Below are 25,673 nucleotides of genomic sequence, written 5' to 3'. Positions count from 1 at the left end.
ATATCCATATTATAATTCATTAATCAAAATAGACCAAGTAGAGTTCTATTTATTTTACTAAACGTTATCAAAATTTATACTTTGTTCTTTTTAATCAATTTCATCTAAAATTGTACGAGCTACTACCGAATCCGTTGGATAAGGTGTATCCACTCCGTTAATCTTTTGATAAGGATCTGCACCCTTACCCGCGATAACAACGACACTGTTATTATCACTTATCTCAATTGCCCTACTAATCGCTGCAATTCTGTCTAAAATAATATGTGTATCCACCTTGTTGTGATCAATCTTTGCATCAATTTCTTCACATATATCTTGTGGATCTTCAAATCCTGGATCATCAGTTGTTAATATCGCAACATTAGCATTTTCGCTCAATGCTTTTGCAAATCCTTCACGTCTAGAAATTCCTTTGTCTCCCGTACTTCCAACAATAACAATTATTTTTGAATCCGGGTGATTACTATTAGCAAATCCCAATAATGCATGCATACTTGCATAATTATGAGCGTAATCAATATAGATATAGCCGTGGTTTCTAGTTTCAATAGCTTCCATTCTTCCGGGAACTACCGTCGTACTTAGCCCTTGAGCAATTTGATTTTTACTTGCGCCTGCTATAGAAGTAGCAATAGCTGCAGCTGTTGAATTACTTTCATTGAAAACTCCAGGTAAGTTAACAATGTAGTCTCCATTTATATCCATAGCAGATGCTTTTGCACTCTTAGAAACTAAATCAAATTGTCCTTTTGTTGGTTTTGTCTCACGATCAATAAATTTAAAATCAACTGAGTCCTCAATTTGTGAATATGTATAAATATTATCTGATGATACATGCTTCTGAGCTTCTTTTAGCACTGTATCAAAGTATTCTGTATCACGGTTTATAACGCAAGCTTTAGAGTTAGCCATTAATTGTTTCTTACAATATAAATAGTCTTCAAATGTTGGATGTTCATTTTTACCAATATGATCAGGTGAAATGTTCAGAAAAATACCAACATCATATTTCAGATTATAGACCCGGTTTTTCTTATAAGCTTGAGAAGATACTTCCATGACTAGATGTGTCATACCGTTATCAACTGATCTCTTCATATCACGGAATAAGTCTAGCGACTCCGGTGTAGTTAAATCAGACTTAAATTTCATTCCTTCTTCTTTACCAACTACACGATCCATCGTAGAAAAAAGCGCTGTTTTCTGATTGTTCATTTGTTCTAGAATTGTATAAGTCAGATATGAAGACGTTGTTTTACCTTTTGTCCCAGTGTAAGCAATGATAAATAATTTGTCTTGGGGATTATCAAAATATAAAGCACTAATTAATGACATTGCTTTTTGTACATTAGTAACTATTATCGAGTCAATATCAAGATTATAGTTGGTTTCTGATATATAACTAGTGACCCCATCTTTTATTGCATCAACTAAATATTCTTTCTTAAAAGAAATACCTTTGCAAAAAAACATTGTATTCTCATTAATATCACGAGAATTGTAACTAATATAATTAATTTTTTGAGTTTTATCTACAATAGTTGAATCTACTAATAAATCGTGTTCATCTAGTAACTCTAGGCAATCTTGCAATGTAATCATAATTAATCCTCGTTAATTCGTAGCTGTTAGGGGTAAATAAATAATAAAACTAGTACGTTCTTCATTTGACTCAACCGTTATCTTACCACCATGTATTTGTACCATGCTTTGCGCAATAGCAAGTCCTAAACCGGTCCCACCGGTCTCTTTAGACCTTGATTCTTCGACTCGATAAAATCTTTCAAATAATTGATCTAGTGCATCTTGCGGAATTTGTTTTCCATCATTAGATATTCGAATAACAGCCACATTATCTTTTTCAATTGCTTCTAACCAAAGATGTTTAGCACCTTCGCCATATTTAAAAGCGTTAGAAATCAAATTGTTAAATACTCTTCCTAGTTTATCAGTATCCGCACTCATTTTGAAAACAATTGGATTAGTTCTCGAAATAATTTCAATTCCTCGACGCTTGGCTTCCAATTCATATTCAGCCGCAAATTGTTCTAATAATTGTCCCATATCAAACTCAGTAACATTTAACACCGCATCAGATTGTTGTGTGTTTGTATAATCAAACAAATCATTAACTAAAGTCTGCATTTGTTGCGATTTAGAATAGGCAATATGAGTGTATCTAAAGATATCTTCTGTTGAAAGATTCTCGGCGTTTTCAATTAATCCTAAGTATCCAATAATCGAAGTTAATGGAGTTCTAATATCGTGACTAACATTAGTAATCAATTCATCTTTGCTATTCTCTAGTTCGCGTTCATCATTAATCAACTTAGTGGTATTAGCTAACAATAAATTAATTGCATTAACAGTCCCTTGTAATGTGGGATTCACCTTAATATTAATCTTATCCATATTGCCATCCATTTTTTGATGGATAACATTAGTTAGGTAACGAACTTGATATTTTCGATAATGCCTGGAAACTATTAAACTAGTGATTAATATATTTAGCCCTAGAAAAAATACCCACTGAGACATTGCTCGTAACCAGCTAATGTTTGAATAATCTAATGTAGCAACTATTGAAATATCATAAGTTAATAGATCGCTCATTATTAGGTATTCTACTGTACTCAATAACAAAAAAGTGCCTATCCCAAGCAGGGTTAAGACACTTCTTTGTCGACCTGTAAGTTTAATTTTTTTGATTTTCAAAAATTAGGCCTCCACCTTGTAACCTACACCCCAGACAGTTTCAATTACTTTTTCTCCGTCGGTAGCTTCTTCTAATTTATCTCTTAAATGACTAACGTGCACCATAACCGTCTTAGCAGAAATAACACTTTCTTGCTTCCAGACACGTTCAAAGATTTCATCCGCTGAAAATACACGGTTTGGGTGGCTAGCAAGTAAATATAAAACACCAAACTCTAATGCTGTTAACTGAACTTTTTTACCATCAGAAGTCATAACCTCATGCGAATCTTTGTTGATAGTCACAGGACCAACTTCTAATTTGTCAGGTACATCAGATGATGCTTGTTGTTCACTTCTTCTAAGAAGAGACTTAACTCGCGCCATAACTTCAAGTGGATTGAATGGTTTTGATACATAATCGTCAGCCCCAGTAATTAATCCTTGAATTTTGTCCATGTCAGCTGTCTTAGCAGACACCACAATAATTGGAATTTGCGAGTCTTTTCTCACTTGCTTGATAACTTCAATACCAGTCATGTTTGGCATCATAACATCAAGAATCATCAATGCAATATCAGAATTTTCTTCTAATTTAGCAATTGCTTCTTGGCCAGAATATGCAATTATTGGCTCATAACCCTCATTTTTAACATATATGCTAAGTAGTTCAACTATTTCTTTGTCGTCATCTACAACTAAAATCTTCATGAATATTTCCCCTTAAGTTGACGAAGTAATTTTTTCTATATGGTATTATTATACCAAAACAGAAAGATATTTCCTATATAAGTAGGCAAGGTAAACAGACACATGAATTTCATCAGAAAACGCGCACGTTTCATAATTATTATTCTATTCTCATCTGCAGTCTTAATATTTACCTTCATGAATACTGATTTCGCTATCAGTCATGCAGGAAGAGTTGGATTCGTATTTAATCTTCTAAAAATTTTGAGTGGTGGTTATTTAATCTACGGTATCGTTCAATGTTTTAGAGTGAAATAAAAAAGACCCTCAAAGGTCTTTTTTTAATTTTCTACACTATAGTTAGGAGCTTCTTTTGTAATTTGTACATCATGTGGATGTGATTCAACTAAACCAGCACCAGTGATTTCAACAAATTGAGCATTTTCACGTAGTTCTTCTAAATTAGCGGCTCCAACATAACCCATACCTGAACGAATTCCTCCAACTTGTTGGAATATTGTATCTGCAAGAGTTCCTTTGTAAGCAACACGTCCTTCAATTCCTTCCGGAACTAATTTGTTAGCTTCATTCTTTCCGTCTTGGAAGTAACGATCTGCTGAGCCGTGAGACATGGCCGACAAGCTACCCATGCCACGATATGTCTTGAAACGACGACCGTGGAATATTTCAAATTCACCTGGTGTTTCATCTGTTCCAGCTAGCATGCTACCTAACATTACGGCATTACCACCAGCTGCCAAAGCCTTAACGATATCACCTGAATACTTAATTCCACCATCAGCAATAATTTGTTTGCCATACTCTTTAGCTACATTAGCTGCGTCATAAATTGCAGTTACTTGTGGGACACCAACTCCAGCAACAACACGAGTTGTACAAATTGATCCTGGTCCAATTCCGACCTTCACAACATCTACTCCAGCTTCAAATAATGCACGTGTTCCTTCAGCTGTTGCAACATTACCAGCAATTAAAGTAATTTCAGGGAATTCACTTCTGATTTCAGAAATCTTACGTAGAACTCCCGCTGAATGTCCGTGAGCTGTATCAACAACAATTGCATCAACTCCAGCTTCGATCAAAGCATGTGCGCGTTCGAAAGTATCACTTGTTACACCTACAGCGGCACCAACAAGTAAGCGACCGTTTGCATCTTTTGCTGAATTAGGATATTGCAAAACATTTTCAATATCTTTAATAGTAATTAAACCTGACAATTTACCTTCGTCATCAACCAAAGGTAACTTCTCAATGCGGTTATTTTGTAGTATTACTTCTGCTTCTTGTAAGCTAGTTCCTGCAGGTGCTGTAACTAGTTTTTCTGAAGTCATAGCTGTAGAAATTGGAACATTATAATCACTAATGAAACGTAAATCGCGGTTAGTAATTACACCGACTAACTTCTTTGATTCCGGAGAATCAACAATAGGCACACCAGAAATACGGTATTGACCCATTAATTTATCAGCTTCTGAAACTAAACGATCAGCAGTTAAGAAGAATGGGTTTGTAATAACGCCACTTTCTGAACGTTTAACTTTTTGAACTTCTTCTGCTTGACGAGCAATTGACATATTCTTATGAACAATTCCCATACCACCTTGGCGAGCCATTGCAATCGCCATATTGGATTCAGTAACAGTATCCATTCCTGCACTAAGGATTGGAGTTTTCAAATTTAAATTTTTACCTAGCTTAGTAGATAAATCAGTATCATTTGGCAAGACGTGGCTTTCTGCTGGTATTAAAAGCACATCATCAAAAGTAAAACCTTTTTTCTTAAACTTATTATCCCAATTTGACACAGCTGAATCCTCCTAAATTTTTATTTTCTAGTATACGTTGAAAACAATGTCAGTACAAGCATTTTAGGCTAACAAAAAAACATCTTTTCAGATGTTTTTAAATAAATGATGAACCTGTAATGTTATTTGTTTTTCTAAAAATATATCTAGCAATAAATGCTACTATGGCAATTACTAAATATACCGTTCCTGGTAGTACAGGATTAACAAATGTTGGTAATGATGTTGTGATGAATAACACCCCTACCATAATAGCTAATCCTGTTGCCATATAAATCAAAGTCTTCAAAAGTCCAGGACGTTGTCCACGATCAAGTTTTGTTTGAATATTAAACCAAGAAAGAAGCACTCCCCATAAAACGGCAATTGTTATCAAGGTAATTATTCCGGTTTGACCTTGTTTATCGTTTGTTCCAGTCATTCCTAATACTCCGTACAATGCACCAAAGATTACAAAGAATAGCAATGAAGTATCAGTTGCTATCTTCCAAAATGGATGTTTAACTGGTTCTTTTGTCGGGTTAATTAATGAATCTGCTTTTAGTGTAGGGGTTCCATATAACTTAGTAGCAGGGATTCCTTTGATTTGATTTTCATATATCTCAACAACAAGTTCATCACTCATTGCTTGAGCTTCTGCTTCAGTTTTTCCTTTTAAAACTAATTCTTTACGTAATTTAAATAGGTAATCTTCATTACGTTTACTTAGTTTATTTACCGCTGTTGTTTCGTCAATTTCTACTGGTGCGACAGCTTTTTTTGCTTCAACTTTTTCTTGTTTTTTTATTGCTTTTGCATTTTTTGCTCTTGCATCTTCGGCCAAGTTAATTCTCCTTTTTCGGTTCTTTGATAGATGTTGTGTTGAAACGCGTTCCACAACTCAGTAAATTTCGCCTAACATCATAAATCTAAAATCCTTAGCAGAATTTTCAATTTATTTTTGTTAGTGCTCATTTACTCCCAAGTTGTGTCACGCTCTTTTCTTACACATTGAATCTGAATTCGATGATATCTCCATCATTTACAACGTATTCTTTACCTTCAGATCTTAATCTTCCGGCTTCTTTTACTGCTTGTTCACTACCGTACTTATCTAGGTCCTCAAATGAAATTGTTTCTGCTCGAATGAATCCTCGTTCAAAATCACCATGGATAACACCGGCAACTTGTGGTGCTTTCATTCCTTCGTGGAAAGTCCAAGCACGTGTTTCTTTGCCGCCAGCTGTAAAGAATGTTCTTAATCCTAATAGTTTATAACTAGATTTAATTAAACGATCAAGTCCTGACTCAGAAACTCCAGCTGCTTCTAAGAATTCTTGTTTGTCGGCATCATCTAGCTCAGCAATTTCTTCTTCTGCGCGAGCTGAAATTCCAATAACTTCAGCGTTTTCTTTGGCAGCAAATTCAGCGATTTGTTGATAATATTTTGAAGCTTCTGGATTAGCCATATCATCTTCTGCAATGTTAGCTACATAAATAACTGGTTTTGAAGTTAGTAAGAATAGCCCTTTAACAGCTTTTTTCTCTTCATTAGTGAAATCAATTGAGCGAACTGAGCCACCTTCTTCAAGAACTGGTTTTATTTTTTCAAGAAGCGCAAATTCAGCTTGTACTTCTTTATCTTTACTTGCACGTGCAATTTTTGCTACTCGATCATATCGCTTACTAATACTATCAAGATCAGCAAGACTCAATTCTAGATTAATAGTTTCGATATCATCAAGTGGATCAACAGTTCCGGTAACACTAGTGATTTCATCATCATCAAATGCACGTACCACATGAATAATTGCATCAACTTGGCGAATGTTTTCTAAGAATTTATTACCTAGTCCTTCACCTTTACTAGCACCTTTAACAATTCCAGCAATATCAGTAAATTCAAAAGTTGTATGAATTATTTTATCAGCGGGGATTAATTCATCAATTCTTGCTAGGCGTGAATCGGGAACTTCCACCATTCCAACGTTTGGTTCGATTGTGGCGAAAGGATAGTTAGCCATCTCCGCTCCCGCTTTAGTAATGGCGTTAAATAATGTAGACTTACCGACGTTTGGTAAACCAACAATTCCGGCTGTTAGTGACATATACTTATATCTCCTTAATTTTCAAACTTCACATAATTATCGATATCTGTTGTAACATCAATCGCTTTAGTTTTTATACTTTTTACTTTTTTCTCAAAATCTTTACGTGAGATCATTACTATATGAGCACAATTCAAACATTTAATCTTGAAGTCGGCTCCTACACGAATAATTTCCCAACGATTCTCACCACAGGCATGTGGTTTTTTCATAACTACAATATCGCCTAAGTCGTACATAAAAACCTCCTAGTCAATATCAATTCCGATAATATCTAAGATTCTGTTCAAATCATCTGTTGATTTAAAATCGATTTGGATTTTACCGTGACCATCTTTATTTTCTGAAATTTCAATAGGCGCATCAAATTTAGAAATCAATTCTTCTTGGCTGGCTTTAATAAATGGTGATTTAGCTGGCACACGTTTTAGTGGGCGTGGTTTAGCATTGTTAGCTTCATTCACCATTTTTTCTAATTCACGAACAGTAATTCCGCGTTGTACAACTTGTTTAGCAATGAAGTCGATTTTTTCTTTATCTTTCAAGCCTAACAAAGTACGAGCTTGCCCCATTGATAACTTGCCATCTTTTAAATATTTCTTAGACATAGGTGGCAAATTCAAAAGACGCAAGTAGTTGGCAATATATGGACGACTTTTACCAAGACGCTTAGAAACTTCTTCTTGCGTGATTTTTAATTTTTTAATTAAAGTATCATATGCTTCTGCTTCTTCTAGAGGCGAAAGATCTTCCCGTTGTAGGTTTTCTAATACTGCTATTTCTAGCATTTGTCGTTCGTCAAGATCCCTAACAATTGCGGGAATGGTTTTTTCTCCGGCTAATTTGCTAGCACGGAAACGGCGTTCTCCAGCGATAATTTCGTAACCATTAACGCTTTGACGAACAATAATTGGTTGGAATACACCATTTTCTTTAATTGAATCAGCTAGATCTTGTAATGCTTCTTCATCAAATTGTGTTCTTGGTTGATAAGGATTAGGGCGTACGTTTTCTAATTGAACATCGATAACATTTTCTTCAGAAGAAATGACTTCTTGCCCTTCAAAATCAGAAAAAATTGCATCAATTCCTTTTCCCAATCCTTTTGAATTTTTACTACTTGGCATCAGCTATCACTTCCTTTGCTAAATCCATATATAACTTAGACCCAGTTGAATTCTTATCAAAGTCTATAATTGGTAATCCATAACTAGGAGCTTGGGCTAACTTAGTATTACGCGGAATAATTGTTTCATATACACGATCACCAAAGTAACTTTGAACTTCTTCTACAACTTGAGCTCCCAAGTTCGTACGACCGTCTAACATTGTTAATAAAACACCTTCAATAGTTAAATCTTTATTGAAGTGTTTTTGAACTAGACGCACTGTATTCAATAATTGGCTCAATCCTTCAAGTGCATAGTATTCAGTTTGTACAGGAATCACAATTGAATTACTTGCAGTAAAAGCATTGATTGATAATTGACCTAATGAAGGTGGGCAATCAAGCAAAATAAAATCATAGTCATCTTGTACTGTTTCAATTCCTGCTTTCAAGCGAGTTTCGCGAGCAATCATAGAAGTTAATTCCATTTCTGCTCCGGCAAGTTGAATTGTCGCTGGTACAATATCCAAATTTTTACGTTGCGTATGAATAATTGTCTCAGTCAATGGATATTCATTAACTAAAACATCATAAACATCTTTTTCAACTTCTGGCTTCTTGATGCCTAATCCACTTGTAGCATTACCTTGTGGATCGATGTCTACCAACAGTACTCGTTGTCCAAGTTCAGTTAAACTAGCACCTAAATTGATGGTTGTGGTAGTCTTCCCAACTCCACCTTTTTGATTAGCAATTGAAATTATTTTTGCCATTTATTTGCTCCCATTACTTCTTAATTCGAATAATAATCTCATATTCATCGTCATTATCATTTTCAACAGTTTCAACTTTCATCCCTGTATCTTTAATCATTGAAACTGATTTTTTAATAGTATTAACAGAAAGTTTCATATTTTTTGTTAACGTTACTGGTTTACGCTTGTTGTTGCTTTTCGGTTTACCATTAACAGTCAATAATTTATTAATTAAAACTTCTGTTTGCTTAACATTCATATCTTCAGCTTGTATTTGGTTAAATGCCGGAATTTGTTGTTCTTTATCTAATGCTAACAATGCACGCCCATGACGTTGTGTGATTTTATTATTAGCAATTGCATTCGTTATTTGTGTATCTAACTTTAATAATCTTAATTTGTTAGCCACATACGATTGACTTTTTCCCAATTGTTCTGATAGTTCGCTTTGCGTTAAATCATTCACTCGCATCAGCTCTTGATAAGCAACCGCTTCTTCAATTGGATTCAAATTCTCACGTTGAAGATTCTCAATTAATGCCATCGAAGCCGTTTCACTATCTGTTAGATTGTTAACAATGGCTTTTATTTCCGTCCAGCCCAACAACTTAGTAGCTCTGAAACGACGTTCTCCCGCAATGATTTCGTATTTTTGATTTTCGTATTCACGAACAACAATTGGTTGTAACAGTCCATGTTCTTGAATAGTTTTTGAAAGTTCAACAATTGCATCATTATCAAATTCCGTTCTTGGTTGATAACGGTTAGCGATTATACTATCCATAGAAATCGATTGGACTTTTTGCATATCTTCCTTTGCTTCCGGGATTTCTTCTTCTGACTTCCCTGAGAAACGATCAAATAATGCCATAGCTACCTCCTAATGAATTGGTTTTTTGCTTGGTGTACCCGCTTTTCTTGGATACTGATTTGGTGTTACTTTTTTCTTTTGGATTTCTACAATTACACGCTTTCCGGCATCTGCTGACAGAACAAATTCTTTTGTTCCTATTAACTTACCACCAAGAACCGCAATTGCTTTTTTAGCATCATCAACTTCTTGTTCGGCGCTTTCTGTTTTCATAGCAAGGAACTCACCATCAATTTTTGTTAGCGGTAAACAAAATTCAGATAAAACATTCAACTTAGCAACAGCTCTAGCTGTAACCAAATCAAATTGAGCACGATATTTAGAATCTCTTCCGGCATCTTCAGCTCGCATATGTACAAAATCAAATTCTTGCAAGTCTAGTTTCTCTGCTAGTTCATTTAAGAAGTTAATTCTTTTGCCTAACGAATCGATAATAGTTATCTTCAACTTAGGATTCACAATTTTCAAAGGAATAATTGGAAAACCTGCACCAGATCCGACATCACACACACTGATGTCTTCCTTCAATAAATCAGTATATTCAAATCCTAAAGTAATAGAATCATAAAAATGCTTCAAATATACTTGAGTTTCTTCAGTAATTGCCGTTAAATTCATTTTCTTGTTTTCAATAACTAAAAAATTGAAATAAGTTGCAAACTGTATCATTTGCTTATCACTTAGATCAATATCATTTTTTAAAAGTTCTTGTCTAAATTGCTCTGGATTCATTGTTCACCTAACCTAATTTATGAAACATTTTTGTGTTTCACACTCTATTAATAGTATCTGATTTTGGGGTGAAATTCAAGGGATGAGAAAGGATACCAAGCTAAGAAAAAAGAGAGCAAGCATACACTTGTTCTCTTTTAAATCTTTACTATCCTATGATATTTAAGTACAAACTATAATCCATCGGAGTTCGTAATTTTAAATTCATCGCTACGATATCTTTTTGGATACCTTTTATTGGCATTGTAGTTTGTTCAACTGATTCTTGAATAATATCAGCATTACCTAAGCAGTAAAAATCAGTTCCTTCATCGTCGCTTTTTTTAATAAATACAAACATCTCCATCGTGCCTGCCTTATTTCCGTCGACTATTGATCTCACTTCTTTAGAATTTAGTTTTCTTGGCGCTCTAGTGAACCATTTCATTATCGAAGCGTTGTAAAAAGTATTATCGTACTTAGCTTTACCCACTATCTTGTCCGATTTCTTATAAGTCACAAATATTGGACAAGTGTTTGAATCTTGCTTATATCCATAAATTGATGATGATTTTTCACGGTCCCATCCAAGTAATCGATTAACATCTCTACGAGTATATTTCATACCTATCGTTAACTTATCAGAGCTCTTATATGATTTCGATTTTTCTAATCCTATTTCAATTACATCCATAATCAAATCTTTAACAAAATCTTCTTTATTCAATAAACCTTCGTCAAGAACATAATTATCATCTTTAATGTCCACATATTCAGTTGAACCATACTTATTCTGATCAGATTCACTAAAATACGATAAGTTCAGATTATTCTCATATGAAGTAATTGTTAAACCATCCGTATAAGTCCCATAATTTTTAAGATCTTCTATAAAAATATTTTTGCTATATCTACCATTATTTTTGAACAATTTCTGTAAGAGAAGCAGTTCATGTACTCTTTTTCCATTCATGAATTCTTTCGATATCAAGTTAAGAAACACTTCATCTTCAATTTTGACATAAATATTTTCTTTTACTGCACGGAGAAAACCATAGTAATTATTATATTTATCAACAATCACCTGTGGATCTATTGAGCCCCATAATAAAAAGTCAGACAGATTTGGAATTCTGCCAAGCTTATCTTTTAGAATATAGTATTCATCTCGTAACTGCTTAAACGCCGTAAGATTAACACTATTGATAGAGTCATATATTTTTTGTTTAGCAATCTCGCTAAAATTAATCGCGGATAATCCTATTAACTGATTAGTTGCCAATTTACTGCGAAGACTATTCTTGTTGCGTGATTTATCTCCAGTTAGTGCAATTGGAATTAAATAATTGTTCTTATAGTTACCAATGAAGTCAATAATTGTAACGAATTCTTTCCCTTTATACTTCCGTAAACCTCGTCCTAATTGTTGGATAAACACAATGCTAGATTGCGTGTTTCTCAGCATAATTATCTGATTAACTCTAGGAATATCAATACCCTCATTAAAAATATCGACAGTAACAATATATTCTAGATCACCCTGTTCGAACCTTTTAATAGTAGCCTCACGTACAGAAATCGAATCTTCATTTGTAAGTGCAACAGCTTTATATCCATGATTATTCATAATTACAGCTATTTCTTTAGCTTCATCTTTTCGACTACAAAAAATTAATCCCGAAGTTTGGCTGCCAGAGTGTCCATAATAATTAATTTGCTGTTCAACATAGTTCATTCTTTCTTCAGAAACCAAGTTCTTCAATTCTGTCAGCTCATTAATTTCTTCACCATTATATTCATAATCTGTAACTCCAATATAATGAAATTGACTAAGCATATCCTCTTCAATCGCACTTTGCAGACGGATTTCATAAGCAATATTGTAATCAAATAATTGATAAATATTAAAATCGTCGGTTCTTTCAGGAGTTGCGGTCATTCCCAGTAAAAACTCAGGCTCAAAATAATCAACCACTCGGCGATAACTATCAGCTCCTGATTTATGGGCTTCATCTATTAAAATATAATCGAATTCTTGTCGATCAAATTCTTTCAAATTATCTTCTTTTGAAATTGATTGAATAGTAGCAAATAGGTATTTCTTATCTACATCTTTTGAATTACCAGACAAAATACCGTAATCATCTAACGACCCACCAATTACTTTATGAAAACTGTCTAAAGCTTTGTTAAGAATTTGTTCACGATGCACTATAAATAAGAATCTCTGCGGATTAGCTTGCTTAACATCAAAAGCTCCTAGATAAGTTTTTCCAGTTCCCGTAGCAGATATTATTAATGCTTTGCTTTTGTTATCTTCACGTATTTTTTGAAGTGAATTAAGAGCCTCTAATTGCATAGAATTAGGCACGATTTCTTTTTCTGCTGTTTGATCTATACTATCTTCTACAAATGTTGGAATAGAGGTTGTTTTATCTACATAATACTTCGTATATTGTTCTATCCAATTGCTAGTTAGTGGTCTAGCTTGTTCCCATTGTTGATTAATTTGATCAGAAACTTGTTTAGTTAAGTCAGAATTATCCATTGATGTAAGTCGTAAATTCCACTCATAATTCTTAACTAATGCTCCACTCGTTAAATTGGAGCTACCGATAATAAGTGATTGATAACCCTTTTTATCAAACAGGTATCCTTTGGCATGGAAGTCGGCGCTCTGTTTTAGGACTCTAACTTCAATGTTGGGAATTTTCATTAGTTCTTGGAAAACTTTTGGCTTATTAAAACCTAAATATGTTGAAGTAAGTATTCTTCCTTTTACACCCCTTTTAACAAGGTCAGCAAATTTCACTTTTAGGTCAGTTACTATTGCCTCTGATATAAAGGCCACGGCAAATGTAAATCCCACACAAGTTGTTAGTTCTTCTTCAATATGTGTCTTAACTTTTTCTGATTTTGAATTAATTAACAATTTTGGTGCAAATTCAGTTTGTGAATCATATTTTTGATTATCAATAAATCCAGCAAGAACTGAGTTACTTATATCATCTGAAATTCCCATTTAATCCCCCACCAAGCTTCAATTAATACTTTTTCTTAAAAGTCCCCACTATTATATATGATTAGTAATAAATAACAAAAACACGACCACATTTGGTCGTGTTTTTTACTTTACAACACCTTTTTTAATAATTAAATTACCATATAATCTTTCTTCACCTGATTGTATAATACCTAAGCAATTTCTTGAGTATTCATAAAACTCTTGCCTCTCTATTAATTTAATCTCAGCACCCGGAAATACTGTATCTATTTCACTTTTATATTCTGTCCAAACTTCGGGCTCAGAAGGATCACCCGGAACTACTTCCATAAGTATTCCTTGATATTCCGAATAATTATCCAGTGGCATTAACTCTAAAATAGCTCTCAAAAGGGTTGTAGAATCAATTCCATCTGCATGTATAACTGTATTATTATTTGTATTAGCTGGATAATTAGCATCACAAATCAGGACTTCATCACCATGTCCCATTTCCATGAGAAACTTCACTATATCTGATGATAATATTTTAGGAATTTTATTAAGCATTTTTCTTGTCCGCCTTTTCTATCCAATACCTCTCAATATCTTCTAAAGACCTTCCTTTAGTCTCTAGAACAAATTTACGAATATACCATGCCCCCACTAATGATAAGAAAGCAAAAATATAGAAAACATTAATACCAATTTTTTCAAGAACAATCGGGAATATTAATGAGAGAATCGCATTTAATAAATATTGTGTAAATGTAATCACACCCATTCCCATAGCTCTTGCTTTAAGAGGTAATATTTCAGGTACATATGACCAAAATACTGGTCCTAAACCAAAACCAAACATAAACACATATAAGAAGATTGCAATAATAGCAATCGTTGCATTATTAGACCATATACATAACACAATCGCTGGAAGTGCTTGCCCTGCTAAACTAATTTCTAATAATTTTTTTCGTCCCATTCTATCTATAAAAGGTAACGAAATTAATGTTGACACAACTAACGCAATCCCGACACCAAAGTCGGCAATTATACTAGCATTCGGCATTCCTAAATTATGAAAAATCTCTGGCGCATAATATACAGCCGCATTAATTCCCGTGAACACTTGTAAGAAAGTTAATACGAATAACATCATCATAGCGGGTCTAAATTTACCAAATAACTCTTTCAATCCCGCCTCTTGATTTTTCAAACCATTATTGATATCAGTGATTTCTGCTTCAACTTCATCTTTAGATGTTCTTGTTTTTATTAAAATTTCACGTGCTTTTTGAATTCTTCCATCTCGAATCAACCACCGAGGACTCTGAGGACTTACCATCATTCCAATTGTAAATATTGCAGCTGGTACTACTCCAAGCCCTAAAGTCCAACGCCAATCATCTGTCGGTAAATTATAAGCTCCTACAGCATATGCGCATAAAATTCCAACATTTACACTTAATTGATATAACGAAGACATAAGTCCTCTTATATGTGCTGGAGCTAATTCAGATAAATAAATCAGTCCATACATATTTGCTATTCCTGCTGCAACCCCTAGTACAAGTCTTGAAAACATCAAGATAGCTGTAGAATTTGATATCGCCGACAAAATACTACCAGCAATAAAAATTATTCCACCTAGAATTAAAACATTTCTACGTTCAATTTTTTTCTCAAGTGCTGTAAATACAACAATTGACGGCAATGCACCAAATAAAAGAAAACTAACTACCATTCCCCTTTGACCAGCATCTAATCCAAATTGTTTGGTAATTGAGGGCAATGCCAGTGAAATAGCTCCTGAGTCATAGCCATATAGTAATCCAGCGAATCCTCCCAAAATAGCAAACAAGTAAACAATTGGTGCTGTTTTATGTATTTCAATCTTGTTTTCCATTAATCCAAACTCCTTCAAAGATCAAATTTTACTTAGTTACACTTAAAAACTTATTGTATTTTTCACGATCGATTTCTTTTTGTGGCTTAATCGTTTTAATATCAAAAGAATTTACAAGCAAACTAGGTATTTGTTCTTGTTCTATATCACCAAGAATCTGTAACTGTGTTATCAAATTTCCAATAACACTTGACTCAATAGGACCCGCACTCACTGATTTACCTGTAAAATTAGCCGTAAGTTGCACCAACATTTCATTTTGAATACCTCCACCAATCATATTGATAGAACCAAATGTTTTTCCTGTAACTTCTTCAATACTTTCAACTACCTGCATATATTTAAGTGCTAGGCTCTCTATTACGACTAAAATCAACTCTCCTCTTGTTGATGGAATTTTTTGTTTAGTGTTTTCTAAATAGTCAATTACTTTTTTAGACATGTTGTTAGGTGTTGCAAATGACTCATCATCAACATCTATAAAACTATTCAATGAATTTGAGACCTGTGCTTCTTCTACCATTTTGGGATAGGTGACCATTTCACCACCGTAAGACCATTCTTTTTGTAGCTCTTGTAAAATCCAAAGTCCAGTAACGTTTTTTAAGAGCCTATTTTTTCCATCAAAACATCCCTCATTAGTAAGATTTTGTCGGAATGCTTTTTCACTAGTAATAACGCCATCTGTTATTGCCCCAATTATTGACCATGTACCGCAACTTATAAATAAACTATTTTCTTGATTAAGATAGTAGCCTGGGATAGCACGAATTGCCGCAGCTGTGTCGTGTCCAACTCCACTAATTATTTTAATATCACTATTTAGTTTAACTTCATCAACAATTTTAGGAGAAATATTACCTAAAACTTTCCCACCAACAAATGGTTCCGAAAACCACTTCTCCTTCATTCCTAATTTATCCATCAAATTTCTATCGAATTTCCTAGTCTTTGCATTTAATAATCCACTTGTAGAACTAATCGTGAACTCGTTAACTGCAACCCCACTGAAGAAATACTCAATTAAGTCAGGCATAAAGAGCACTTTAGAAATTTCTTTTTCTAAATACGGATGTATTTGTAAATCTGAATAAAGTTGTAAAATCGTGTTAATGAAAGCTGGAATTGTTCCAGTCTCTTTATACAAATTTAAATCGTTTATTTGGCTTGATAATTTTGTTGAAAATTTATCCACCCTCGCATCTCTATAGCTATGTGGTGTAGTTAATAAATCTCCGTTTTTATCAAGAAGCCCGTAATCTACTCCCCAAGTATCAACGCTCATACTTGAGATTGCGCCTAAACCATTTTTTGCTAACGATAATCCATATTTTATTTCTTGAAATATTTTTAAATAATCCCAAAATAATGAACCATTTATTTCAATTGGTTGATTAGAAAATCTAAACTGTTCTTTAACTTTAATTTCTGACCCATTATAAGATCCAGAAACTACTCTCCCTGAGCTTGCACCTAAATCAATAGCAATTACATTTATTGATTTCATATTCATATCCCCTTTTATTTATATAGAGGTCCTAATGTACTGCATGCTCTATAATCTGTAGATTCTAAATCCTCAGTTCCAAATGATGACCATGTTTTTGGTCTAAAAATTCTTTCTTCTTTAACATTATGCATATTAACCGGAATTCTTAATATTGAAGCTAGGGTAATTAGGTCAGCTCCAATATGCCCATAACTAATAGCTCCATGATTTGCTCCCCAGTTATTCATAACATCATAAACCGATTTGAACGATCCTTTACCGGTTAGCGTTGGAACAAAGAATGTTGATGGCCACCCTGGGTCAGTTCTATCATTCACAGCATTAAATACATTTTCTGGCAAATCAACTGCATATCCTTCAGCTATTTGGAGGACAGGCCCTTGATCTTTCACTAAGTTTATTCTTGCCATAGTTACTGGCATTCCATCTTTTCCGCCTTCTGTTACGTAGTTACTGGAGAAACCACCACCTCTAAAATAACCAATGTTAGCTGGAATCCAACGTGTATTATCTAGATTGGCTTGTGCTTCTTCTTGATTTAATTCATAGAATGGTTTAATCCCCGGTTTTCCATTTATCTTTTCTTTACCTGTTGCATCAACTGTTTGGGCACCAGAATTTGAAAGATGTAAGAATCCATTTGCTAACTTACCTTCTAATTTTGTCCCTGTCACTCTTTTAACTGCATCTGCACTCCAATATGTACGAACATCCGCAAAAATCTGTGGAGTATTGGTTAGCAAATAATTAAATAACATAGTTGCCCCGTTTAAACTATCATTCTCAGTTGCGAGAATACTAGGTGCATGTATCCCTTTCCAATCATACTGAGAATTCAAAATAGCTTCCATGTAGTCTCCGTTAGGAAAATGGTCTGTCCATTGTCTTTGCCCTTGGAATCCAGCAGCTAATGCGTAATGTCCTTCAGACTCTTCTTTGAACCCCAATTTTTCTAATTCTGGGTTACCTTCCATCAAGTCACGCATAATGATTGTCATCTTAACAGCATTTTTTAATTGTTCTTCTTTTTGTTCATCCGTGAATTTTTCAGGATTATCTTCATTGTAAATATCAGGCCCAATAGGGGTATTTTTATGAGCCCAATCTAACGCTTCTTTAAATTCTTTCTCGTCATAAATTGTCTCGTCCCAACGACGAACAATTTCACTCATATCAACATACTCATTTCTCATACCTAGATAGTCTTCAAAGAAATTGGAATCAACGATAGATCCACCAATCCCCATAGCCACACTACCCACTGACAAATATGCTTTATTCTTCATAATTCCAACTGCTAATGCTGATTTTGCATAACGAATAATTTTTTCTTTAACATCTTCAGGAATCTCTGTGTCATCCCCGTCTTGTACATCGTTACCATATATTCCAAAGGCTGGAATTCCTTTTTGTGTATGTGCTGCTAAAACTGCTGCAAGATACACTGCTCCAGGTCTTTCAGTTCCGTTAAATCCCCAAATAGCATGTGGAATATCCTTTGTCATATCCATTGTTTCACTTCCGTAGCACCAACAAGGAGTAACAGTCAAAGTTCCACAAACATTCTCTTTATCAAATTTCTCTTTTGCCTCTGCCGCTTCTCTGACACCACCAATAGTTCTATCTGCAATTACAGTTTGAACTGGAGTTCCATCTGGATATTTTAGTGTCGATTCAATTAACTTAGCTGCAGATTTTGCCATTTGCATCGTCTGGTCTTCCAATGATTCTCTAATTCCATTTCTTCTACCATCTATAGTTGGGCGAATACCTATCTTTGGAAATTTCATATCTAACATTTTTCTACCTCCGGGTAAAATAAAATATTAAGCGTTTTCATAACTTATATTAGTTTGATTTCACAGCAAAGAAAATAGTATTCACGTTTTTTGAATTTCATTCAAATCTAGTATAGTAATTCAATATTCATATCTTCCAACCTCTCAATAATTGCTTGTGGTGGTTTTTTATCTGTAATGACGACATTAATATTCGAAAAGTCACTTAATACATAAAAGTTTTTCATCATAAACTTAGAGCTGTCTACTAATAAAATGTTTTGCTCTGCATTTTTTAACATTTGTTTTTTTACGCTCGATTGATTGTCACTTGCCATATATATGCCGTTTATATCAATTGCCTCACACGAAACGAAAGCTATATCCGCTTTAAACTCTTTAAAAAACGCTTCGCTCGTTGAACCAACAATTGAACCAGAAGAATGTTTTAAAAACCCCCCCGGTAAAAAGGTCCTTACATTTTTGCTTAGATTTAGGGAAGAAGCGATATGAATACCATTTGTGACAACTACTATCTGTTTTTTTTCTTTTATATACCGATCTAAATACGATGCAGTAGTACTAGAATCAATAAACAACGCCTGTCCATTTCCTATAAAGTCATTGGCTATTTCCGATATATATTTTTTTTGATCACATTGATTGCTTTTCCTAATATCATAACCAAATTCTGTTATATTGTTTTTTGCCAATTCTACACGGCCTGAAGATCTAATAATTTTATTATCAGATTCTAACTTTATTAAATCTCTTCTTAAAGTTGACTCACTCTCATAAGTTAATTTTTGCAATTCCTTAATACTAATATGTTTTTTTCTTTTAAGGATATTAATTATTACATTCAGTCTTTCATTTAATTCCATATTGTTCACCTTTTTTTGAATTTTATTCACGTTTAATGAAGGTAATTAATTTTTAATTGAAAACGCTTTATACTTAATTTGACTCAAATTATAGCCCATATCCAGGAGGAAAAAAACATGCGCATGATGTTCGAAACAGAAAGAGCCGATTTAGCTCATACGGTTCAAAAGATGTTTGATCGGAAAAATACAAACTTAGCTGGCGGTAATATGTCCACCAAAGTCTTTGACAAGAATGGAAATCCTTTTATTTTAATGACTCCAACATTTATGTCAGAAACCTATTACTCAGAACTTCATCCGGCGCAAATATTAGTAATTGACGGAACAACTTATGACAAGATTGATGGTGTCGGAGACTTAACTAGGGAAATTAATCTCCATGAGAGAGCATACACCACTCATCCTGGAATTCGCTGTGTATATCATTCACACGCTGAAAATTCTATGTTTTGGGCAACTAGCGGACTTGACATGCCGAATGTCACAGAAGCAACTCGTGAATTAGGAGAAATCAAAAATTTGCCATTTGCTCCTGCAACTAGTGAAGAATTAGCAGATATCGTAAAGAACGCTTTGTCTAAAATAGGTGATAAAGCTATGGAAAATGTCTTTTTATTAAATAGTCACGGTATAGTAATAACTTCCACAGATTTACATGTCGCAGCTAGAATTTTAGAAACATTAGAATGGAATGCAAAAATTGCATATCAACAAGTGATTTTTAAAAAACTCGGTCTCTTAACCGAACTCCAGTCATGTGGAAAAGACTATAATATCCCTATGAAATCAGGCTCTCTAGCATCAATTCCTCTTCCAGGAAATGAGATAATTGGGTATCCTAAAGATTTTCCAAAGAATTTTAAGCGTCCGAATGAAGAAGAATATTAAAAATTAGATAGTTTAAATTTATTCTCTATCCGCATTTGATTAAGATTCAAAATAAAAACATCTTCAAAAATCGAAGATGTTTTTATTTTTTCTTTTGGTTGTACAATCCGTCCGTTATTTCTTTTGTGGTTTTAATCAATTCTACACTTTCTTTAAAGTTGTTTTTAATTGCAGCATAATATAAACAATCAACTAAGAATAATTGAGAAATCAGAGAAGTTGTAGCTGAACTTCTCAATAAAGCTCCTTCACCAGTACTATCTGATTGTAAGACATAGTCTGATTTTTTTGCCAATGTACTATTTTTATTACTGGTTAATGCAATGATTTCAAAATCAAACTCTTTAGCAACGCTCGCCATATCTAAAGCGGTCTTAGTTTCTCCTGAATTAGAAATAGCAATCAAAATCGATTTTTTATGCGTACTCATACCTACAACCAATTGGTGGGGATCATGAATTTGAACAATATTTCTACCAATGCGCGAAAATTTTTGTCGAATATCATTTGCTACTAATTCTGAAGACCCTGAACCAAACGTAAAAATAATTTTTTCTTGTTTCATACAGTCTATAACCGCTTGGATATTATCTTCTTCAACTAGTTTTTTAGTTCTTTGAATTGTATACGAAAATCTACTTGCTAATTTCTCTTTGATTTCTGATAAATTATCTTCCGGTTCAAATTCATTCAATATTGAATTGCCATTTGAACTGCTATCCATCGCTATTTCTAACTTCAATTGTGGGAATCCACCTGTCGGGTATAGTTTTTTAGAAAATCTATTAACAGTAGCTACACTTACATTGGCTTTTTCTGCTAATTCATTAGTTGACATATTGGGAATTTCGATTAGATTTTCCATCACAAAATTAGCAACAATCTTTTCTGAATTAGAAAACATATTTAATGAATTTAATATTAAAAGTTTGATATTCAAATTACTTACCCCAAGCAAATATTATTTGTTATCCCTTTATTTGAACTGTAAAATAATAACTACAGTAATTTGTATAAGGAGAATTCATGGCAATTATAACCATTAATCACTACTCAGAAATATTGAAAATTAATCATAAAGCAAATGTTATTATTCCTGATGATATTGTTGATCGTAGCAAAGCACCAATAGTTTGGTTGCTTCACGGTTATGGCGGCGATGAAAGCTCTTGGTTACGCAATACCACTATTGAAGCTCTCGCAAATGAGCATAGTTATATTATCATTATGCCCGAAGGAATGCACAGTTTTTATACTGACTCACCTATATATAATTATTACACTTTTTTTATGTCCGAATTTATCCCTTATATACAAAATCTATTTAATCTTTCAAGCTCATCCAAAAGAAACTTTTTATGCGGCGCCTCAATGGGTGGGTATGGGGTGCTCAATTTCTATTTAAATAACGAAGAAAAATTTAAAGCTGTTGCTGCTTTATCTCCCGTTATGAATCTTGTTGATTTCATTAATAATCCTCAATCACCCATGTCAGAGAGTGAATTTTTTGCTATTTTCAATAATCTTAAAATAGCTGAGGAAAGAAGTATTTCACTATCTAAAGTTCATTCCAACATAAAAATTACGGTTGGAAAAAATGATTTTTTATATTCCAGCATTTCCAACTCCACAAATATTTATGAAATTACTAGCGGTGATCACACATGGTCCTCATGGTCTAAAGATATCTGCCTAGTTTTTAATTGGTTTAATAATTTTGAATAGCTTCTCTCACATAACCTTTGTTCTTTTTCAATTTATCTTCAGCTTCATTACGACTTATATGTAAAGCATTCATAACGATAGCCACTTTGACTTGTTTTCCGGATTCAGTAAACAGTTGAGTGGCTTTTTCTTTACCTATATTAGTAACAGTGTCTACCATATTAATTGCACGATTTACTAATTTTTCATTAGTAGGTTGTACATCTATCATTAAATTTTCAAAGACTTTACCCATTTTCACTAGTGAAATGGTTGAAAGCATATTCAATACCATCTTCTGTGCTGTACCAGATTTCAATCGAGTAGAGCCTGTTAATACTTCAGGACCTACTTCAACCTCAATTTTTACATTTGCAATATCTCCAATTTGAGATTTTTTGTTGTTGGAAATTGCCACAGTCGCCGCTGAAACTTCTTTTGCTCTTTTTAGAAATTCTATTACATATGGTGTTCTTCCACTTGCGGCTATTCCTACTACTACATCGGAATCTGTGATTTTTAACTTATCAAAATCTTCATCTGCTAATTCTACTGAATCTTCAGCACCTTCTACAGCATCAATAATTGCGGTTTTTCCTCCCGCTATTATTCCCTGAATTTCCGTAGGATCAGTCCCAAATGTAGGGACACACTCAGATGCATCGAGAATCCCTAATCTGCCACTTGTTCCAGCTCCAACATAATAAAGTTTTCCGCCTTCTTTCATTTTCAAAATAATTAGGTCGACTGCATCTACAATATTATGCTTAACTTCTTCAATAGCGGTCATTATATTTGTGGTTTCGCTGTTCATCAGTGAAACAATATCAATAACACTCATTTCATCCAAATTCATTGACGCTTCATTTCTTTGCTCTGTTGTTAGTTTGCTACTTTCCATTTTTTCTCTCCATACCGAAATAATATTTATAGGCTGCAACGGCATTATTTTCAGATTTTTTCAGACTGAAACTTATATTTCTCATATCCAACTTCTTTATAATTAAATTACGGTAGTTTTCGTTTTTTTCTATAGGTGTTCCAGAAAAAGCAACTTTGACGTGTTGAGTCTCATCAAGGCGGGATTTTTCAAGGCTTATTCTTATTTGTTTTGTTAATTCTTCAGCCGCAATATTAATAATTTTTTGAGCAGTTATATTATTCTCTTTATCTGCTTGCCTAAAAACAAATTCGGCTATTAATGCAATCTCTTTCTTATTTGCTTTATAAAAATAATTAACTAGTTCAAAAATATTTTCTATCTTTAAATAATCCAATAAATTATTTTTAAAGATTCCATTTACTCCTTTGTCATATTCATCTAGAGCCACTTTAAACGCTTGTTTTCCAATAAAATAAGCTCCTCCTTCATCTCCAAGCATATGACCCCAACCGCCTACCCGAAAGATTTGATCATCTTTTTTAGATAAAATAGTTGATCCAGTACCTGCAATAACAATACATCCATCATCATCACCAAATTCACTGAATAATCCTAATTCTGCATCATTTACCAATTTACAATTATAACTATCAATACCAATATCTCGAGCTAATCGTTCTTTATCATCTATAAAACTAAGCCCAGCAATTCCCAACATAATGAACTTCACTTCTAGTTCATTAGCATCTGCAAGTCCAATTAGTTTGCTAACTACACTATTTATATTTTTGACAGAATTTCTATAGTCAACTAATACATTCCCACTATTTCCACTAATTTTTTGGAGTGAATTCCCCTTATCATCATACAAATATCCTTCTGTATGAGTTCCTCCACAGTCCAAACCAATCACACAATTTTTATTTTCCATTTCAAAGAAAAAAGCAGCCAACCGGCTACTTTTTATCCTCCTTTAACGCATATAGTTCTTTGTTTAAATGAACTATATGTTCTGTTAAATCTCTAACGAGTTCCGCAGCCATCATTTGATCTTCAGCGTGCACCAATAACAAATTAAATGGCACCTCTTTTTGTTGTGCTTCAGAACTAATTAATTGCAAATGGACTTTAGATGCTGTTTTTAAACAGTCGTTAGCTTTTTTATATTCTTCTTCGTAGCTATCAAAATTACCCTTTTCAACTTCTTTAATGATATTCATTAATATTGATCTGGCTTCTCCAGTATTACTAATAATATCAAAAGCTACTTTTTCTAAACCATCCATTGACTTTCATCTCCATACTATTTATTAAATTTGAATTTTGACCAAGGTTTAATATAGTCAATTAAGAATAATTCTTCATCAGATATATGGCCAACAACATTCTTAAGCCCACCATTGTTAGGTATATCTTTCTTAACAATATTAACTTCACCTTTATACTGCCCAAAACTATCATTTCCAATAGTAATGTCACCACGATGTAGTTCAGTTGGAGTTAAATGTGCCGGAATTGACTTATCTTTATATTCAAGCTTTACAAAGGTTGAACGAATACTGTATGAATTAATATCTCCACGATTAAAATGTTGGTGATTAAACAAAATATCCGATTCATATTCCGTTAATTCTTCATATATAGCATTAAATTCAATTTGATCAGCGTTAACTTTAGCCAGTGCTTTTAATTCTTCTTCACTTGCAAAAGCATTACCAATAATTACATCATCAATTAGTCCTGTGGCAAATAAGTGCTTAGCTTGAGTGACGATATCCCAATCACGATGCATCTCTAAGGTCGGTAATCCCTCATCATATGCATGTGGGCCAATATTAGCCGCTTGAGAGTTTACAAATGCAGCATTTTTCAATCCCATATCTTTATACATTTTTGAACATTTTATAAAGAAATCAAAATCTAATCCTGTATACCTTTGGGGATAAAAATTATGACATCCTGAAAGTTTTCTCATGTTTGATTTAAATGAAATAATATTTTCTATAATTTTTGTATCAGAACTGATATTCAATTCGATATTTAAATTAGTATCTCCAAAACTAATAAGCGATTCTGTCATACCATCAAAGTTTGCATCTAGTCTAATCGCAGAAGCTCCCATGTCTTCTAACAACTGTAAATGGAAATAATCAATTCCTAAAACATCAAACGATCGAGGATTAACATCCAAGCTGACATACATTCCCTTATCTTTCGCGTGATGAATTACTTTAGTAAATGTATCTATCATTTCATTTTTATTTTCTTTAGTAACTTCAAGCATACTTGTAAAAATACGTCTATACCCTAGGCTACTTGCTAAATCAATATAATTTATAGTGTCTTCTATAGAAGACTTAGTTGGATAAATCGAAATTCCTAACATTAA

General features: G+C 33.5%; 25 protein-coding genes. 3 read left to right on the top strand and 22 right to left on the bottom strand.

The features are described 5' to 3' along the window. Window positions 1-90 precede the first annotated feature (90 nt). Genes RD055328_RS07195 through RD055328_RS07185 form a run of 3 tightly spaced genes read right to left on the bottom strand, consistent with a single transcriptional unit; the run spans window position 91 to window position 3,408 of the window. Window positions 91-1,608, bottom strand: a complete 1,518-nt coding sequence (locus RD055328_RS07195) for a UDP-N-acetylmuramoyl-L-alanyl-D-glutamate--2,6-diaminopimelate ligase (protein ID WP_375708078.1) — start codon at window positions 1,606-1,608, stop codon at window positions 91-93. A 9-nt stretch (window positions 1,609-1,617) separates the two neighbouring features. Further along, window positions 1,618-2,718 carry a cell wall metabolism sensor histidine kinase WalK gene (locus RD055328_RS07190; RefSeq protein ID WP_244088115.1) on the bottom strand — a complete coding sequence of 367 codons (1,101 nt, stop codon included), beginning with the start codon at window positions 2,716-2,718 and terminating at the stop codon, window positions 1,618-1,620. Between the two features lie 3 nt (window positions 2,719-2,721). After that, window positions 2,722-3,408 carry a response regulator transcription factor gene (locus tag RD055328_RS07185; RefSeq protein WP_244088114.1) on the bottom strand — a complete coding sequence of 229 codons (687 nt, stop codon included), beginning with the start codon at window positions 3,406-3,408 and terminating at the stop codon, window positions 2,722-2,724. A 102-nt stretch (window positions 3,409-3,510) separates the two neighbouring features. On the opposite strand from RD055328_RS07185, the gene RD055328_RS07180 reads away from it, so the two are divergent. After that, window positions 3,511-3,705: a hypothetical protein gene (locus RD055328_RS07180; protein WP_244088113.1), complete on the top strand. Its 195-nt coding sequence runs from the start codon at window positions 3,511-3,513 to the stop codon at window positions 3,703-3,705. Window positions 3,706-3,728: 23 nt separating this feature from the next. Here the strand turns inward: RD055328_RS07180 and guaB are convergent, their stop codons facing one another. The 14 genes from guaB to RD055328_RS07110 all read right to left on the bottom strand — a co-directional run bounded on the left by guaB (window position 3,729) and on the right by RD055328_RS07110 (window position 19,806). Continuing rightward, a complete protein-coding gene (gene guaB, locus RD055328_RS07175; RefSeq protein ID WP_244088112.1) occupies window positions 3,729-5,213 on the bottom strand; it encodes an IMP dehydrogenase in 1,485 nt (494 codons plus the stop codon). A gap of 97 nt (window positions 5,214-5,310) precedes the next feature. After that, entirely contained in the window at window positions 5,311-6,036 is a 726-nt protein-coding gene (locus RD055328_RS07170) for a DUF1129 family protein (RefSeq protein ID WP_244088111.1), read from the bottom strand. Window positions 6,037-6,196: 160 nt separating this feature from the next. Further along, window positions 6,197-7,300 (bottom strand): redox-regulated ATPase YchF, encoded by a 1,104-nt coding sequence (ychF, locus tag RD055328_RS07165; RefSeq protein ID WP_244088110.1) that lies wholly within the window; start codon window positions 7,298-7,300, stop codon window positions 6,197-6,199. A gap of 14 nt (window positions 7,301-7,314) precedes the next feature. Further along, window positions 7,315-7,539: a DUF951 domain-containing protein gene (locus tag RD055328_RS07160; protein ID WP_244088109.1), complete on the bottom strand. Its 225-nt coding sequence runs from the start codon at window positions 7,537-7,539 to the stop codon at window positions 7,315-7,317. A 9-nt stretch (window positions 7,540-7,548) separates the two neighbouring features. Further along, complete coding sequence (locus tag RD055328_RS07155; RefSeq protein ID WP_279593988.1) at window positions 7,549-8,430, bottom strand: ParB/RepB/Spo0J family partition protein; 882 nt, start codon at window positions 8,428-8,430, stop codon at window positions 7,549-7,551. Continuing rightward, window positions 8,417-9,181, bottom strand: a complete 765-nt coding sequence (locus RD055328_RS07150; protein WP_244088107.1) for a ParA family protein — start codon at window positions 9,179-9,181, stop codon at window positions 8,417-8,419. Before RD055328_RS07150 ends, RD055328_RS07155 begins: the two co-directional genes overlap by 14 nt. 13 nt (window positions 9,182-9,194) lie before the next feature. Then, window positions 9,195-10,034: a nucleoid occlusion protein gene (noc, locus tag RD055328_RS07145; protein ID WP_244088106.1), complete on the bottom strand. Its 840-nt coding sequence runs from the start codon at window positions 10,032-10,034 to the stop codon at window positions 9,195-9,197. A 9-nt stretch (window positions 10,035-10,043) separates the two neighbouring features. After that, window positions 10,044-10,766, bottom strand: coding sequence for a 16S rRNA (guanine(527)-N(7))-methyltransferase RsmG (gene rsmG, locus RD055328_RS07140; RefSeq protein ID WP_244088105.1), 723 nt, complete (start codon window positions 10,764-10,766; stop codon window positions 10,044-10,046). Between the two features lie 148 nt (window positions 10,767-10,914). After that, a complete protein-coding gene (locus tag RD055328_RS07135; protein ID WP_244088104.1) occupies window positions 10,915-13,767 on the bottom strand; it encodes a DEAD/DEAH box helicase in 2,853 nt (950 codons plus the stop codon). 105 nt (window positions 13,768-13,872) lie between these two features. Next, window positions 13,873-14,298 carry an RbsD/FucU family protein gene (locus RD055328_RS07130; RefSeq protein ID WP_244088103.1) on the bottom strand — a complete coding sequence of 142 codons (426 nt, stop codon included), beginning with the start codon at window positions 14,296-14,298 and terminating at the stop codon, window positions 13,873-13,875. Next, entirely contained in the window at window positions 14,291-15,634 is a 1,344-nt protein-coding gene (locus tag RD055328_RS07125) for a sugar porter family MFS transporter (protein ID WP_244088102.1), read from the bottom strand. Before RD055328_RS07125 ends, RD055328_RS07130 begins: the two co-directional genes overlap by 8 nt. A gap of 28 nt (window positions 15,635-15,662) precedes the next feature. Beyond that, on the bottom strand, window positions 15,663-17,141 hold the full coding sequence (locus RD055328_RS07120) for a rhamnulokinase family protein (protein WP_244088101.1): 1,479 nt from the start codon (window positions 17,139-17,141) through the stop codon (window positions 15,663-15,665). 14 nt (window positions 17,142-17,155) lie between these two features. Next, window positions 17,156-18,943, bottom strand: a complete 1,788-nt coding sequence (locus tag RD055328_RS07115) for an L-fucose isomerase (protein WP_244088100.1) — start codon at window positions 18,941-18,943, stop codon at window positions 17,156-17,158. A gap of 107 nt (window positions 18,944-19,050) precedes the next feature. After that, window positions 19,051-19,806, bottom strand: coding sequence for a DeoR/GlpR family DNA-binding transcription regulator (locus tag RD055328_RS07110; RefSeq protein ID WP_244088099.1), 756 nt, complete (start codon window positions 19,804-19,806; stop codon window positions 19,051-19,053). Window positions 19,807-19,923: 117 nt separating this feature from the next. Between RD055328_RS07110 and RD055328_RS07105 the strand changes: the two genes are divergently transcribed. Then, entirely contained in the window at window positions 19,924-20,697 is a 774-nt protein-coding gene (locus tag RD055328_RS07105) for a class II aldolase/adducin family protein (RefSeq protein ID WP_244088098.1), read from the top strand. Between the two features lie 82 nt (window positions 20,698-20,779). Here the strand turns inward: RD055328_RS07105 and RD055328_RS07100 are convergent, their stop codons facing one another. Beyond that, a complete protein-coding gene (locus RD055328_RS07100; RefSeq protein WP_244088097.1) occupies window positions 20,780-21,637 on the bottom strand; it encodes a MurR/RpiR family transcriptional regulator in 858 nt (285 codons plus the stop codon). Window positions 21,638-21,723: 86 nt separating this feature from the next. On the opposite strand from RD055328_RS07100, the gene RD055328_RS07095 reads away from it, so the two are divergent. Then, window positions 21,724-22,422: an alpha/beta hydrolase family protein gene (locus RD055328_RS07095; RefSeq protein WP_244088096.1), complete on the top strand. Its 699-nt coding sequence runs from the start codon at window positions 21,724-21,726 to the stop codon at window positions 22,420-22,422. On the opposite strand, the gene murQ is transcribed toward RD055328_RS07095, so the two are convergent. Genes murQ through RD055328_RS07075 form a run of 4 tightly spaced genes read right to left on the bottom strand, consistent with a single transcriptional unit; the run spans window position 22,406 to window position 25,670 of the window. Next, window positions 22,406-23,302: an N-acetylmuramic acid 6-phosphate etherase gene (gene murQ, locus RD055328_RS07090; protein ID WP_244088095.1), complete on the bottom strand. Its 897-nt coding sequence runs from the start codon at window positions 23,300-23,302 to the stop codon at window positions 22,406-22,408. The genes RD055328_RS07095 and murQ overlap by 17 nt on opposite strands. Continuing rightward, the gene (locus RD055328_RS07085) at window positions 23,292-24,236 is read right to left on the bottom strand and encodes a BadF/BadG/BcrA/BcrD ATPase family protein (protein ID WP_244088094.1); all 945 of its coding nucleotides are present in this window, start codon (window positions 24,234-24,236) and stop codon (window positions 23,292-23,294) included. Before RD055328_RS07085 ends, murQ begins: the two co-directional genes overlap by 11 nt. Window positions 24,237-24,240: 4 nt before the next feature. Further along, entirely contained in the window at window positions 24,241-24,570 is a 330-nt protein-coding gene (locus RD055328_RS07080; protein ID WP_244088093.1) for a PTS lactose/cellobiose transporter subunit IIA, read from the bottom strand. Between the two features lie 17 nt (window positions 24,571-24,587). Further along, entirely contained in the window at window positions 24,588-25,670 is a 1,083-nt protein-coding gene (locus tag RD055328_RS07075; protein WP_244088092.1) for a DUF871 domain-containing protein, read from the bottom strand. Window positions 25,671-25,673: the final 3 nt, after the last annotated feature.

The sequence above is a fragment of the Companilactobacillus sp. RD055328 genome (assembly GCF_022835675.1).
Classification (GTDB): Bacteria; Bacillota; Bacilli; order Lactobacillales; family Lactobacillaceae; genus BQUT01.
Note: the sequence above shows the minus strand (reverse complement) of the source record. Positions and strands in the feature narration are given on the sequence as shown.

Bases quoted from the DNA above. Each gene is read 5' to 3' on its own strand.
- RD055328_RS07120 (WP_244088101.1), bottom strand. From the start codon at position 17,141: ATGAAATCAATAAATGTAATTGCTATTGATTTAGGTGCAAGCTCAGGG.
- ychF (WP_244088110.1), bottom strand. From the start codon at position 7,300: ATGTCACTAACAGCCGGAATTGTTGGTTTACCAAACGTCGGTAAGTCT.
- noc (WP_244088106.1), bottom strand. From the start codon at position 10,034: ATGGCATTATTTGATCGTTTCTCAGGGAAGTCAGAAGAAGAAATCCCG.
- murQ (WP_244088095.1), bottom strand. From the start codon at position 23,302: ATGGAAAGTAGCAAACTAACAACAGAGCAAAGAAATGAAGCGTCAATG.
- RD055328_RS07115 (WP_244088100.1), bottom strand. From the start codon at position 18,943: ATGTTAGATATGAAATTTCCAAAGATAGGTATTCGCCCAACTATAGAT.
- RD055328_RS07110 (WP_244088099.1), bottom strand. From the start codon at position 19,806: ATGGAATTAAATGAAAGACTGAATGTAATAATTAATATCCTTAAAAGA.
- RD055328_RS07185 (WP_244088114.1), bottom strand. From the start codon at position 3,408: ATGAAGATTTTAGTTGTAGATGACGACAAAGAAATAGTTGAACTACTT.
- RD055328_RS07150 (WP_244088107.1), bottom strand. From the start codon at position 9,181: ATGGCAAAAATAATTTCAATTGCTAATCAAAAAGGTGGAGTTGGGAAG.
- RD055328_RS07180 (WP_244088113.1), top strand. From the start codon at position 3,511: ATGAATTTCATCAGAAAACGCGCACGTTTCATAATTATTATTCTATTC.
- RD055328_RS07125 (WP_244088102.1), bottom strand. From the start codon at position 15,634: ATGGAAAACAAGATTGAAATACATAAAACAGCACCAATTGTTTACTTG.
- RD055328_RS07095 (WP_244088096.1), top strand. From the start codon at position 21,724: ATGGCAATTATAACCATTAATCACTACTCAGAAATATTGAAAATTAAT.
- RD055328_RS07160 (WP_244088109.1), bottom strand. From the start codon at position 7,539: ATGTACGACTTAGGCGATATTGTAGTTATGAAAAAACCACATGCCTGT.
- RD055328_RS07130 (WP_244088103.1), bottom strand. From the start codon at position 14,298: ATGCTTAATAAAATTCCTAAAATATTATCATCAGATATAGTGAAGTTT.
- RD055328_RS07135 (WP_244088104.1), bottom strand. From the start codon at position 13,767: ATGGGAATTTCAGATGATATAAGTAACTCAGTTCTTGCTGGATTTATT.
- RD055328_RS07080 (WP_244088093.1), bottom strand. From the start codon at position 24,570: ATGGATGGTTTAGAAAAAGTAGCTTTTGATATTATTAGTAATACTGGA.
- RD055328_RS07105 (WP_244088098.1), top strand. From the start codon at position 19,924: ATGCGCATGATGTTCGAAACAGAAAGAGCCGATTTAGCTCATACGGTT.
- rsmG (WP_244088105.1), bottom strand. From the start codon at position 10,766: ATGAATCCAGAGCAATTTAGACAAGAACTTTTAAAAAATGATATTGAT.
- RD055328_RS07075 (WP_244088092.1), bottom strand. From the start codon at position 25,670: ATGTTAGGAATTTCGATTTATCCAACTAAGTCTTCTATAGAAGACACT.